This window comes from Streptomyces sp. NPDC052299 (assembly GCF_040679335.1).
Lineage (GTDB): Bacteria > Actinomycetota > Actinomycetes > Streptomycetales > Streptomycetaceae > Streptomyces.
In genome coordinates this window covers 48,020-60,505 of sequence record NZ_JBFAUP010000021.1, presented here as the reverse complement: position 1 = coordinate 60,505, position 12,486 = coordinate 48,020, and the positions used below count along the sequence as shown (strand labels likewise).

The following is a 12,486-nucleotide window of genomic DNA, read 5'->3' as shown; positions in this document are numbered from 1 at the left end:
TGAGGTAGGGAAACGAACAGGTCATACGGATCGGCCGTCAGCGGCGCCGACAGGGGCAGCCACGGTCACATGCGACGTGAAGTCGCCAGCACGCACGCCACAGCGGCGGCGACGATGTCAGCCGGCGTCTCGGTGTCGAACGCCATGCGGTAGCCGGGCACCTCGGCCGTACCGGCGACCGCGACCGTCCATCCCTCACCATCAGTGCCGGAACGGCCACCAGGGAACCAGCCGAGGTAGAAGCGGCCGTCCTTCGAGCTGATGTGCACGTCCCCGCGGTCATCCACGATCAAGTGGAAGTCGACGGCGGAGAACTGAGCTGTCACGAGCGTGGGCTGGCCCGGGCCAAGCTGCCAATCGTGCAGCCGCAGGGCGTCGATGGTGGTCGAGAATCCAGGACCGCCAGGAGCTACGGCCACAGGCAATCACCTCTCTGACCTGGTAGTTCTAGCAAGGTCGTCTACGTTGACATGCCCTCACGCACCTTGGCCAGTCTTTCCGCGATCTTTCCTGTCTGCCCCCGGCGAACTGCTCTTTTCGGCCGCCGCTGCAGGTTCTCGAAATCCGTGCCCAATTCTCAGACGCGGCACTTTATGGACCGCATTTACGACGTCGCCGTAAGGATGTACTGGTCAGTGGCTCGACGGTTCTCGCTGGCCGCCGAGATCTGCGCGAAGATGCCCCACGGGAACCATCGGCGGGCGTTGGCGCCAAATATTTGATCTTGGGTTCGGCGTGACGTCGCCGTGCGGGCCGACCGCGTCCGACCAGGCGGAGATCCGCAAGATCGCGTAAGCAACCTGCAGGGCCTGGGCCGTTGATCCCGGCCGGGCCTCGAACTCTTCAACCAAAGAGGGTCGGGTGCGGCATTCTGCAGCGATGAACACTACGCTCAACCTCTGGCAACTGGCAGGGATACTCGTCGCCGTCATGTCCCTGAGCAAAGCGGTACTGGTGGGGTGGCGTCTCACTCTCGGGCGCCGCCGATACCTCATCGCCCAGCTCCGCAAGGTCGCCCCGGGCGTCCGGAATGACTACGTGGAGGCTTTGCTCGGTGAGCCGAAGTGGCAGTCCAAGATGACCTGCACACGGATGGTCGCCCCTGACGCCGAAGAGATCATGGACACGGAGGAGAAGAACCAGGAGATCGAGATCACCATACGGACCTGGTCACTCTTCCGACTGGCCTACCTGGTCACCTGGTCCGAAGACAACGTCCTGGTCATGTACGGGATCACCACCACCAGCTGGTGGTTCCGTCCCCGCGTCCTTGTTGGCGACACCCGCGTCCGCCTCGGAAAGTCCCTTCTCTCGGATCTCCGCCGGCCCGACGAACACCGGGCATGGCTGGGAAACCGCCGGTTCGGGTACTTGGAGGAACACTTTTTCGGCAACCCAGGGGGATACCGCAGCTGGTACGTCGGCGTCAACGACATCGGCTATCAGGCGGTTGCCCCCACGCTCGACTGGGACGACACCGAGACCGAGGTCAATCGGATGCCGGACCGGAAAAGGAACGAGTACCGGGCCAAGGCGCCGATCAACACCATCGTCGTCAGCGGTGTCGCCCTGTACGAGGAGCTTCAGAAGGGCCAGTTCTTCGGCATCTCACTGGGAGTAGACCAGGACCTGGTTCGGCTCGCGGAGCGCGAGTACTACGTGCTCGACAGTTGGTCCAACCGGGTTAGCCTCCACTGGCGGCACTGGTGGTCGCGCAGACACCTCAACCGCTTGGAAAGGCGGTCCGTCGACACCCTCAGCTGAACCGGAAGCCCGGTCGATCGACGCAAAACAGACCAGCCGCTGTCGAGCCCGTTGGACCCAACAGCGGCTGACAGCTCCCCTGTGGCCTCCTTCCGCCGCATCCCTCGGATTCGCTCTCGCACCTCAAGTGCCTAACGCCAGCGGCTGTAGCACCGGTCCAGGCTGCAGATGGCCCGCAGTTGAGAATTTCCCGCACACCACGGCGAGATGGTCCGGAGAAAGAACAGGTCACAGCGTCGGCATATGGCGTGGGTGCCGAGAACTCACAGCCGCGGGCCCTGCCGGGGTGCTGCACTGCCGATCGCGCTACGCGACCATCTCCGGGTCCCCATCCGCCTTGCATAACAACGCGGGCCGGCCTACGCCTGAACCAAGCAAGCAGCGCCGAGGATGACGTCCATCTGGTAACCGACTGTTTGCGCCAGAGTGAAAGGAACGGGCCGGAGCGCTCGTTCCGCCGTCCCGATCCACTTCGTGAATACTTCCTCCAGCGCCGTTCGCTCGGTGAGCACGGCAGTGTGGCGAGGCATCTCGGTCAGCAGGACGTCAAGGTGCCGTAGGAGCATTCCAGCGCCCCGCAGCAGAACCAGCAGTGCAAGATCCTGGTCGGCGCAGTCCTGCGGGTTCTCTCTGGCGATTCGCGTCATCAGACGCATGATCGCGATCTGTTCCTCCACCGCTGGCCGGAACACGGACGGCGTCGGCGGTACTCGCTCCAGCACACCTTCCAGGATCCGCACCGCCTGGCGCCGGTACTCGGCTCCGTCCGCCGCCGACAGCGTGATGGCCTGTGTCTGCCACATCGGTACCTCTGGCGAGATGCCCAGCCCACCGTGCCGTGCCACGTAGTGCATGCTGCTCCCGCCCGCAGGCACCCACTCGCCCGGAAAGGGAGTCGGCCTGTCGGCAACCGCTGCCGGTTCGGGCATTACGAACACGCCGGCACCCGGCGACGGGAGCCCGATGCAGTCCGATGGCAGCGCCTCCACGGGGATGCCGTGTCGGTCGGCCGCCGTTGCCAGCACGCTTAGAGTCCCCTCTCGGCACGGGATGCCATGATGAAGGAACCGCCTGTATCGGAGTTGTGCAATGAAACCGAGAGCGCTGGACGCAGGTCGTCCACCACGGACATCAGTGCGAGCGTCTCCGGCAGCTGTCCAGTGAAACCCTCAACGGGGAAGGCACACTCCGGCTGTGCGTCGACCGGCGGCCGATAGAACGCCCGGTGATAGGTCTCAAGCCCCGTCGGCCAAGCCGTCGACCAGTCTTCGTTCAGCCGGCCCCCGTCCGGATCGCTGGACAGCAGCAGATGCCAACTGATCACGTCGCGTGTCTCCGGCCGCGCCAACAGGTACCGCGCCAAACTCATCACCGTGGCGGCTCCCACCGGCTCGTTCGGGTGAGGTCCAGCCACCACCAGCACGGTCAGCGGGCCGCCGAGGACCGTCAGCATCTCCAGCGGCTCACCCGCACGCGACGATCCGACGGTACTCAACTCGCAGAGCCCGGAGTTCTCCGCGACGAGCTTCCCGATGCCTTCCCGCAGCTCGTCCCACTGCGGGGGAGCCTCCGGCACTACGAGATCCGACTCGACGTATCCGCTGTTCAACGCACCCTGCACTGCCCACCCCCTTCTCGCACCATTCGGTTGCAGCAGTCTGTCCAGCAGTACGGAGGCAGGCGAGGGAGTTGCAGAAGCTTGCAGGGTCAACTGCTCAGTTCTCTCTATTTTGCCGCTATTTGCATGACGTTTTATCCGGGCCACGAGGAATGACTCGGTCTGGCCGCAAGTACGAGCAGGCCCCCAGGAAGTGTCCTGGGGGCCTGCTCGTGGGCGGTCGCTCTTCGGTTAGCTGTGCTTGCCGTCGCTCTGCGCCCCGGACGCGCCGACCGTACGGCGGCGGGCAACGACCAGAGCCGCCGCGCCTGCGGCGACGAGGAGGCCGGCACCGGTGGCGATCCACGGGGTCGCGTCGGCACCGGTGTGGGCGAGTGAGCCCGTCGGTCCCTTCGGCGTGGGGGCATCGACCGGGATCTCCGCCGCCGCCGTCGCTGCACCCGCAGCCGGTGTACTGGTGCTCGACGCGGAGGGCACGGTGCCGCCGGTCCCGTTGCTCGGCTTGACCGGGGTGGACGGGATGGGGGTGGGCGTATGCGTCGGCTTGTCCGAGGGGCTGGGTTTCGGAACGGTGGCGGTCTTAGCGTTGGCGACGGTCACGGTCACCGGGGAGCCGGGGCCTGCGGTGAACGTCTTGATCGGCTTGTACAGGTCGTAGCCGGCGGGGGCCGTGGTCTGCTTGGCCCAGAACCGCGTCGCCCGGCTGGAGACCGGAAGTTCGCCGGAGGCCGTGCCCTTGGAGCCGGTGGTCAGGGTGAGCAGCGTGGAGGTGCCGGTGCCGATGTTCACGGTCGCGCCGGGCAGGAGCTTGCCGGTCTTGTCGTCCTTGACCTGCAAGTGGACCTTGCCTTGGCGGCCTTGAACGGGCCGACGACGGTCAGCCGCGTGGTCGCGCCCGGGGTGACGATGACGTCCTGGTCGGCGACGACGTCGTGGAGCGGACTGCCGGAGGACATCGCCTTGAGCCGGTAGACCCCGGGGGCGAGGTCTGCGAAGGTCACCAACCCCTGTGCATCGGTCGTCCCGCGTCCGGCCTCCAGGCCGCCGGCGTCGAGCAGCAAGAACTCCGCGCCGGCCAGGACGTCTCCGGCGGTGTCCTTCATGGTGATCTCGACGCTGCCCGCGTCCGGGGCCGGGGTCTCGGCGGAGGCCCTGGAAATCGGTTCGGACGGCTGGGCACTCGCGGCCGGCGCCCAGGCGAGGGCGCTGGCCACCGAAATGGCGACAGCGGCGGGTCGTACGAGACGTGCGTGCACGGGGGCGAAACTCCTTAAAGGGTTGGTGGGGTGTCAGTGGGCCCGGCGAGGGGGGTGGGTCCTGTCGGCGGTGGGGTTCGCGGGCGGGCGCGCTGGGGGCTGGTGGCCCGTCGCTGCCGCCGTGTAGAGGCGGTCCCGGAAGTCGAGCGGCACGTCCTTGACGGTGCGGTGCAGCGGTTCGGTGGAGATCAGGGAGGTGGTGAAGGCCGCGACGAGCGTGGCGGGGGTATTGCGCGCGAAGCGTGCCCTCCACTGCGGCTTGCCCCAGTCTCCGGTCCAGGCCGTCCAGGCCGGGTCGTCTGGTCCGCGGAACGTACCGGAAGCGAAGCGATGTCGAACGGCACCGAGGCCCTCCGGCGAACGGAAGGTTTGCGTGCCCTGCACGCTCAGTTCGTGGCTCCAGCCGCGGGCGAACAAGGGCGCGTACGCCGTGTGCGGGGCCATCTCGTCGTTGAACAGATGGTCCCGGTCGCTGCGCCGGTCACGGAGGTAGAGGTCGCGCAGCTCGCCGTGGACATCGTGCAGGATTTCGGCGGGGGTGGTGACGTCGAAGGTGATCTCCCATGACGAGCGGCCGAAGGGAGTGCGACTCGCGCCGATGGTCCACGTTCCCTGACCTCTCGTGTCGGGTTCGAGGACGAGCCTGGTCCACACCCGGGCGCATGGACTGCTGGAGAACGTCATCCCTTCGTCGGCCGGTGAAGGTTCCATCCGCCGTCGAAGGGGAACGGCCAGATCTCACGGAGGTCCCTCTCCCCCGGCCCGGCGAGGTGGCGAGGCAGGACCTTCACCTTCTGGTCGGGACCGAAGTTAAAGGGGTCAAGGGGCGGGTCGGGCAGCATGGAGGGCTCCTGACGGAGGCGGCGGTGCAGGGCAATTGGGAAGCGGGCTTACCGGCTGCGTGCGGCGTTCGTGGCCGGTGCTTCGGGCGCCATGCGGGCGGTGTTCTCGACCGAGGGCCCCTGCCGGCGTACTGCCCAGGCGCCGGGGAACCAGACGGCGACGTACCGCTCGATGGCATCACGCAGCACCGTGGTGACGGCCCCTTCCCACGGCGGGCGTCCGGGGAGGTGGTACTTGTCGAAGGTGGCGTAGCCCTTGGTCCCCGGACGTCTGTCGGTGGCCTCGTCGCGGCGGTGAAAAGTCCCGTGGTCCAGGAAGCTCAGCACCACCGCGTCGATCTCACCGCGGTCCGGGTGGACAACCGCCACACGCAGCCCCCCGTAGGTGTCGGCGTGGATGGTCTCGGCGAAGTCGATCCGCAGCCGCAAGGGTGCGCTGGGGTGAGGGGCGGCGAAATAGGTGTTGCCCACGGTGGCGCAGTTATGGAAAGGGAGGCACAACTGGGCGTAGAAGGCATCGGCTTGGAGGGGCAAGTAGGTCTCCGGATGGGCTCGGACCGGTCCTACCGGCGTGGGCCGGGCAGAGCAGGTCGGCTGGTGGTGCTCCAGCGCGGGACGCTGGCTGCGGGAAGCGCCGCGGGCCGGCGTGCTGCGACGGCCCGCCGTACGTCGAGCGGTGTGGGGGCTGGCGGTGCGGGCGGAAGGATCGGGGTGAGCCGAGCCATTCCCTCGATGTAGCTGAAGGTCGCCTCGCGCCAGCGGGGCAGCGGTGCCGGATCGGCGACGCACTCGGTGACCGCGGTGAGCACGGCGACGGGGGTATCGGTGCTGAACGTGGCGTACCAGGCGGGTCGGTCTATCGACTCGCCTGCCCACAGCTGCCACCGGGCGTCCCGCGTCGTGAGCTCGGCGTCCCGATCAAGGGGGCCAGCTGTGTACTCCAGAGCGGCGTGCCCGTCCGGGGCCTGGACCGCGAAGACGCCCTGACGCGGTTGGTCGAACGTCCAGCCGTGGTCCAGGAGCGGCTTGACCGTGCGGAAGGGGTCTTGCTCGTCGAGGCCGGCGACCGGCCGGGCGAGGCAAGCGCCCACCCCTGTTCGTACGTGGTCGCGACGGCGGTGGTGAGCGCGGTCACGAATTCGGTGGGTGTGCCGTCGTTGAAGCAGGCTCCCCAGACCGGAGGGCCGAACGGGTCGCGGTAGGCGTTGATGCGCCAGAGCCCGTCGTCTTCTCCTTCGGGCAGATATCCGACGCGGACCCGGCGGTCGGGCGCGTTGATGTAGCCGTTGCCGAGGTCGTCGTGTTCGATGCTCCATCCGAGGTCGAGGAGCGGGGCGAGGGCGGGGTCGCCGGTGCCGGTGGTGGAGGCGAGGTAGCGCGGGGAGACGTAGACGTCGCCGTCGATCTCGTGCTGTGGGTCGGGTTGAGCCGTCATCGGTCTGACCTCGTGGTGACGGTGATCTCGTCGGCGGCGGTGTCGAGGCGTTCGGTGACCTCGGCGGTGGTGCGGCCGGTGACGGTGAAGAAGCCGGCGCGGGCGGTGAACAGGTCCCCGCCCTGGGCCGGTAGGCGGATCGGGTCACCGACCTCGTGGAGCCACTGGACCTGGTGCAGCCAGGGGGTGTGGGCGGCGAAGGGCGTGTTGATGTGCCGTTCGGTGAGCGTGCCGGAGGTGTCCGGGTAGAGCATGCGGATGCCGGCGGCTGCGTGACGGGTCGGGGTGAGGTCGGGTGTCTGGCCGCAGGCGATGTCGGCGGCGGCCCTGGGGAGGTCGATGCCGGTGGCGAGGCGCACGAGGTGTCCGATCATGTCGCCGCCGATACGCGCGTTGACCTCAATGAGCCGCGGACTTCCGTCGACGATCCGTATCTCGACGTGCTGTATCCCGTCCGTGAGGCCCAGGGACTTGACGGCGGCTGCCGCGACAGGGGCGACCTCGGCGAGGAGAGGGTCGGCGCTGTCGATGGTGTGCCCGGTCTCTTCGAAATGAGGGGCCGGTCCCAGGTGCTTGCGGGTCACGGCGACGGCCGTGGTCACCCCGTGCTGGGTCACGCATTCGACGGAGACCTCGGGGCCGTCGAGGTACTCCTCGACCAGGACGCCGCCGGGGTCCTCGCGGCTGCGGTCGGCCCCGGCCGAGGCAAAGGCGAAGGCGGCGGGGAGGTCTTCGGGCCGGTCGACGCGGGCCACACCGATACTGCCGGCGAACGCGGACGGCTTGAGGACCGCGGGGTAACCGATCGTCATCGTCGCCAGCCCGGCCTCCAGCAGGGTGCGGGCGCTCATGTAGGCGGCCGACGGTACCCCGGCGCGGGCGAAGCGTCCCCTCGCGATGGCCTTGTTGCGGCAGCCCTGTATGACCCCCACGCTGGCGAAGGGCAGGCCGATCGCGTCGGCGAGGTGCGCGGTGGGGACGAGGATCCACTCGTCCCAGGTCACCACCCCGGCCAGGTTGTGGCGGGCCGCGAGGGCGCGGCCGGCAGCGACGAGCGCAGTGACGTCGGCCAAGTCGACGACGGCGTGATCGGTGACGAACTGCGCTTCCCACGACGGCTCCGTGCCGGTGAGCAGGACGACGTCGTACGCGGCGGCCACCTGCTCCAGGCAGTAGCCGCGGTAAGTCTCGTCTCCGGGAGACACGACGAGTACGAGAGGGCGAGCGGACAAGAAGGGTGCTCCGTATCGGTGGGCATCAAGGGAAAAGGGGAGGAGAGCGGGCGGTGTCGGGTCAGGCGGCACGGCGTCGGCGCAGCTCGAACGCGGACGCCCAGTGGGGGTGCTGGGTGATCAGCTGGCGTGCGTGTTCAACCCGGCGACGCCGTGCGGAAGCTGACGGCGCAGGCCCTCGAAGAGATGCTTGAGGCTGATCCGGGTCGCGCCGGCGGGAAGGTGGCGGGCGGCGCGGTGATACCGCGCCCGACGGCGGTGGGCACGAGGTTCTCCACGAACAAGGGCGTACCGGTTCAGGTGCGAAGGGCGGGGTCGGTGCGAAGCCGGGCGAAGGCGAGTGTCAGGCCGAGGGCCTGCAATACGGCGCACGCGGTGATGACGTGGCCCAGTGCGTCGGGCGGGGTGAGCGCGGTGAGCACCCCGGCGACCGGGAAGGGCAGCAGGAGGATGAGGATGGTCGCCGACAGGGTGCTGCCGAACTTCTCCGGTGGGATCAGGCGGGAGCGCAGGGTGCGCAGGACGACCGCCATGCCTCCCTCCGCTGCCATGAGGATTGCGACCAGGACCAGGTAGGAGCGGTAGTCGGGAGCCCTGGCGGCGGCGAGGCAGCCGAGGGAGGCCAGGGCGGCGCAGGTGGCGCCGACTGGCCATAGGCCGAGGCGGTCGAGGAGGAACCTGCAGAGGGTGACGGCCAGGAGGGTGGCGGCTGCGGCGGCGGACCAGACCAGGCCGACGGCGGTGGTGGACTGTTCGTAGTGCTGGACGACGATCACCGGTCCGGCCGCCTGAAGGAAGCCGGTGGCCAAATTGGACAAGCTCAGGCCGGTCACGAGCCAGCCGAGCGCGGGCAGCGAACGGATGGTGCGCCACCCGGTGACCAGTCCGGCACCGGGCTTCCCCTTCGGCGTCCCTGTGGCGACGTGCGAGGGCGGGGTGCGCAGGGCGAGCAGCGCGGCGAGCAGCGAGAGCACGGTGACGACCGCGAGCATCACGGGCGGTCCGGCGAGCAGGAGTACGCCGGCGAGTGCCGGACCGGCCAGCGTCGCGGTCTGGTCGATGCCGAGCAGAACGGCTTGGACTCGGTGGGCTCGTGCACCTGCTCGGCGGCCGGCGTCGGCTCCCGCCGTCTCAGCGGCGATGTAGCTGACTTCGGTGAGCATGCCGGTCGTCACCGCGAGGACCATCAGGGTCAGCCCCGCGGCGTGTCCGGTCGGGTGGAGGTGGAGCAGTACCGCACCGACGGCGAGGACCAGTGCGCGTCCCAGCGAGGCGAGGTGGAAGACGGTGGCTGCGCCGCGCTGGTCGACGACCGTTCCCGCCCACCCGAAGGCCGCCAGCCGCGGGATCCACTCCAGGGCGAACGCGGTGCCCGTCAGTGCGGCGGACTGGGTGGTCGCCAGGACGAGCAGCGGGATGCCGTAGGTGGACATGGCGTGCGCGAGGGCGTCCGCCGTGCGCGGCAGGTAGATGCCGCGCGCCAGCCCGGCGGTGTAGCCGGCGTGCCGGGGTGAGATGACTGTGCTCACGCGGCCATCCCGGGCTCGGGCACCTCGGTGGCCTGGGGGTTGTCGGCCAGCCACTGGACCAGGAGCGCGCGGGGACGACCAAGCTCCGCCTCGACCTCGGCGCTGGGCAGCCGCTCGGCGTACCGCCCCGACAGGTCATCGGAACAGACGGACATCAGCGATGGGACGGCGACGTCGAATACCCGTCGGACGCGTTCGGTGAACGCGCAGACCGGTGCGGGGTAGTGGTGCCGGTCCCAGCGGGCGAACGCGTCGTACAGATCAGCCAACGCGGTGCCGGAGTCGGTGAGTTCGAGGCCGGAGCCGGGGGCGATCCGGATGAGACCGTGTGCGCGGGCCACTTCGGCGGCGCGCCGCAGGTGGTGCGTGGAGAGGTCGGTCAGGGTGCTGGCCAGCCGTCGGGGCGGTATCGCTCCGTGGTCGTCGATCTCGCTGACCAGGCGGATCAAGGAGCGCGAGGCCAGCAGATCGACGGCCTGGCGTACTGCGGCGGGAGTGTGGGCGGTGGTGGTCATCGGCGCGGACCTCCCATCGCGGTGGTGGCGTGGGAGAAGAGGTCGCGGTTGTGCCACACGGGAGACTCGCCCGTCCGGGTCTGCGGGAGCGCGGCCGGAACGGGCCGGGGCTGGCTGCTGGCCCACGGCCTCGGCGCGGTCTTCGTCTGCGGGTGCCCCCAGATGGGGTGGTGGGCCGCCTGGTCGAGGGGCTGCCCGGCGGACCAGGCGGACAGGGCGCCCAGAACCGGGCCGAGACCGTCGCCCGCCGCGGACAGGCGGTAGGGCTGTCCGTTGCCCCCGGTGTCGACCAGGCCGTCGGCGACGAGCTGCCGCAGCGGCGGGTAGATGTTGGTCCAGTCGCTGCTGGGCATCACGATCCGGGCCAGCGCCCGACCGCTGACGTCCCCACGCGACTTGAGTACCCACAGGATGGCGGCGGCGTGTCGCCGGGTGAGCAGGGTGAGGCTGTCCTCGATCTGGTCGATGGCGGACAGCGGCTGGTCCGGCTGTTCCAAGTGCTCCTCGGCCCAGGTGACGATCAGCGGCAGGACCGGCAGCACGTCGGCTCCGCGCTCGGTGGGGCCGTAGGTGACGTGCCGGCCACTGTGCTCGGTGCGCTCGACGAGGCCCGCCTCGCACAGGGACTTGAGCTTCGGGTGCAGCTGGCCGTCCTGCAGCCAGGACACTTTGGCCGCCAGCTCGCTGTACCGCATGGGCGGGCCGGAGAGCGCGAGCATGATCCGCACGTTCCATCGCGGGGTGATCATGGCGAGGGCCTCGGTGACCCGGGCGAGGTCGGTGTCTGTATCAGGGGGCAGAGCGGTGGTGGCCAAGGGAGGAACTCCTGGGTGCGTAAGGGGGAAATCGCCTGCGGATCAGCGGCTGGGTGCTGTGCTCTGCACCGGAAGAGGCGGAGCCGCGGGGACTGCGGGAGCCGTAGGAGGAGGTGCGGCCGGAACGGGTGCCAGGCTCTGCAGAACGGCGGCGACCGAGGTCGCCTGGACGTCACGGACGGCGACCGCTTCGGCGAGCCGGCGTGATCCGTCGAGAAGGTGGGAGACGTCGCCCTGCCAGATCTGCCGCTCGGGGTCGTGGAGGAGCCGGGCAAGGTGGTCGCGGTGGAACGCGATGCCTCGCTCGGCTTGAGCGAGGACGTCGTGCATGCCGAGCAGCGCGGCGAGCATGCCGGGCGGATTCTCCTGAGCGTGAGCGGCGAGTTCGGCGAGCGGCGCGCCGTACAGTTCCTCGATCCGTCCGGCTACCTCGGTGGACGTGAGTAGGGGCAATCGCGGACTTTCACGGTCGGGAGGCCCGGGCCGCCCCGGCACGCGAGGACGTCGGGGCGGCCACGGCGGGGAGGGCTGTGGTGGCCGGGAGCTGCGTGGTCCGCACGGGCCGGGGTCGCTGACCGGGTGGAGGCATGGTGCGCAGGAGCTCGCCGAGGGCCGCGCGGTAGCCGTCGCGGGCATCGAGCGCCGCCTCCAGCCACTGCGCGTCGAAGCGGAGTTTGTCCGCCGACAGTTCGCCCATGTCGCGGTTCGGATCCATGTCCGCGTACACGCGGTCGCGGACGCGGGCGACCTGCTCCTCGGTGAGCACCAGGAAGGCGCGCAGCTCCAGGGCCCGGACGAGGGCGGGTGACACGTCGTTGGCGACAGCCGCCTCGTGCAGCGCGGAAACCGGCTTCCCGAAAACTTTCTGCAATTCGCCGTCCATGCTGCTGGACTTGGTGCGGCTCATCGGGTGAGCCTCCCTACCTGCCGGGCCGACGCCGGTGGGGATGCTTCGGCGGGCCGGCGGGGAGGGCTGGTCTGCACTGCTGGACCGGTCCGGGAACGAAGGCGGGTAAGACGCTCGGCGGCGAGGCCCTGCTTGCCCGGAGCATCCGGGTCGAGGAGCCATCGCACGACCATGGCGCGACCGTCGCGGACGGTGACCGCCTCGTTCACACGGTGGGCGAGACCCATCGTCGGATCGTCGACCTCGCTGGGCTGCGACTCCAGCGCGGCGAGGAGATCGTCCTCCGAGCGATCCAGCACCGACTGGGCCTGGACGAGCAGGCCATGCCACTTAACGACATCGGTGGCATCCGGGTTCGCGGTCGGCTCCTCGCCGACCGCGGCCCTCAACTCGTCCATACCCATGCCGAAGTGGCCTTCGATGCGTTCGGTGAGTACGCCCACGACATCCTCGGCACCGTCGGATATACCGTCGGACAAAAGAGGAACTCCTATTCTGGAAGGGCCGATGCCTGGCGGAAGGTGAAGGGGGCGGCCGTACCTGGGCAGCTCAGCCGCTACGGAAATCCGCCGG

13 protein-coding genes and 2 pseudogenes are annotated in these 12,486 nt (G+C 69.3%); 1 reads left to right on the top strand and 14 read right to left on the bottom strand.

Translation table 11 applies throughout. The features are described from left to right. Positions 1-65: 65 nt before the first annotated feature. Complete coding sequence (locus tag AB0L33_RS29130) at positions 66-419, bottom strand: DUF317 domain-containing protein (protein ID WP_365686177.1); 354 nt, start codon at positions 417-419, stop codon at positions 66-68. Positions 420-879: 460 nt separating this feature from the next. On the opposite strand from AB0L33_RS29130, the gene AB0L33_RS29125 reads away from it, so the two are divergent. Next, positions 880-1,764, top strand: coding sequence for an ETEC_3214 domain-containing protein (locus tag AB0L33_RS29125; RefSeq protein WP_365686176.1), 885 nt, complete (start codon positions 880-882; stop codon positions 1,762-1,764). 359 nt (positions 1,765-2,123) lie between these two features. On the opposite strand, the gene AB0L33_RS29120 is transcribed toward AB0L33_RS29125, so the two are convergent. The 13 genes and pseudogenes from AB0L33_RS29120 to AB0L33_RS29060 form a co-directional block, all read right to left on the bottom strand. Beyond that, positions 2,124-2,789, bottom strand: coding sequence for a hypothetical protein (locus tag AB0L33_RS29120; RefSeq protein ID WP_365686174.1), 666 nt, complete (start codon positions 2,787-2,789; stop codon positions 2,124-2,126). A 2-nt stretch (positions 2,790-2,791) separates the two neighbouring features. Further along, entirely contained in the window at positions 2,792-3,373 is a 582-nt protein-coding gene (locus AB0L33_RS29115; protein WP_365686172.1) for a M14 family zinc carboxypeptidase, read from the bottom strand. Between the two features lie 240 nt (positions 3,374-3,613). Next, positions 3,614-4,638 (bottom strand): annotated as a pseudogene (locus AB0L33_RS29110) (SpaA isopeptide-forming pilin-related protein). Between the two features lie 33 nt (positions 4,639-4,671). Continuing rightward, complete coding sequence (locus AB0L33_RS29105) at positions 4,672-5,349, bottom strand: DUF317 domain-containing protein (RefSeq protein ID WP_365686171.1); 678 nt, start codon at positions 5,347-5,349, stop codon at positions 4,672-4,674. Between the two features lie 179 nt (positions 5,350-5,528). Beyond that, positions 5,529-6,014 (bottom strand): hypothetical protein, encoded by a 486-nt coding sequence (locus AB0L33_RS29100; protein ID WP_365686169.1) that lies wholly within the window; start codon positions 6,012-6,014, stop codon positions 5,529-5,531. Between the two features lie 29 nt (positions 6,015-6,043). Further along, positions 6,044-6,915: pseudogene (locus AB0L33_RS29095) on the bottom strand (DUF317 domain-containing protein). Next, complete coding sequence (locus tag AB0L33_RS29090; RefSeq protein WP_365686167.1) at positions 6,912-8,120, bottom strand: ATP-grasp domain-containing protein; 1,209 nt, start codon at positions 8,118-8,120, stop codon at positions 6,912-6,914. The pseudogene AB0L33_RS29095 and the gene AB0L33_RS29090 overlap by 4 nt, the downstream one beginning before the upstream one ends. A gap of 323 nt (positions 8,121-8,443) precedes the next feature. Further along, positions 8,444-9,676 carry an MFS transporter gene (locus AB0L33_RS29085; protein ID WP_365686165.1) on the bottom strand — a complete coding sequence of 411 codons (1,233 nt, stop codon included), beginning with the start codon at positions 9,674-9,676 and terminating at the stop codon, positions 8,444-8,446. After that, a complete protein-coding gene (locus AB0L33_RS29080; RefSeq protein ID WP_365686164.1) occupies positions 9,673-10,191 on the bottom strand; it encodes a regulator in 519 nt (172 codons plus the stop codon). Before AB0L33_RS29080 ends, AB0L33_RS29085 begins: the two co-directional genes overlap by 4 nt. Beyond that, positions 10,188-11,006, bottom strand: a complete 819-nt coding sequence (locus AB0L33_RS29075; RefSeq protein ID WP_365686163.1) for a winged helix-turn-helix transcriptional regulator — start codon at positions 11,004-11,006, stop codon at positions 10,188-10,190. Before AB0L33_RS29075 ends, AB0L33_RS29080 begins: the two co-directional genes overlap by 4 nt. A gap of 42 nt (positions 11,007-11,048) precedes the next feature. Beyond that, positions 11,049-11,459, bottom strand: coding sequence for a hypothetical protein (locus AB0L33_RS29070; protein WP_365686162.1), 411 nt, complete (start codon positions 11,457-11,459; stop codon positions 11,049-11,051). A gap of 10 nt (positions 11,460-11,469) precedes the next feature. Further along, positions 11,470-11,913, bottom strand: coding sequence for a hypothetical protein (locus AB0L33_RS29065; protein ID WP_365686161.1), 444 nt, complete (start codon positions 11,911-11,913; stop codon positions 11,470-11,472). Then, positions 11,910-12,392 carry a hypothetical protein gene (locus tag AB0L33_RS29060; protein WP_365686159.1) on the bottom strand — a complete coding sequence of 161 codons (483 nt, stop codon included), beginning with the start codon at positions 12,390-12,392 and terminating at the stop codon, positions 11,910-11,912. The genes AB0L33_RS29065 and AB0L33_RS29060 overlap by 4 nt, the downstream gene beginning before the upstream one ends. Between the last annotated feature and the right edge of the window lie 94 nt (positions 12,393-12,486).

Bases quoted from the DNA above. Each gene is read 5' to 3' on its own strand.
- AB0L33_RS29065 (WP_365686161.1), bottom strand. From the start codon at position 11,913: ATGAGCCGCACCAAGTCCAGCAGCATGGACGGCGAATTGCAGAAAGTT.
- AB0L33_RS29105 (WP_365686171.1), bottom strand. From the start codon at position 5,349: ATGGAACCTTCACCGGCCGACGAAGGGATGACGTTCTCCAGCAGTCCA.
- AB0L33_RS29080 (WP_365686164.1), bottom strand. From the start codon at position 10,191: ATGACCACCACCGCCCACACTCCCGCCGCAGTACGCCAGGCCGTCGAT.
- AB0L33_RS29125 (WP_365686176.1), top strand. From the start codon at position 880: ATGAACACTACGCTCAACCTCTGGCAACTGGCAGGGATACTCGTCGCC.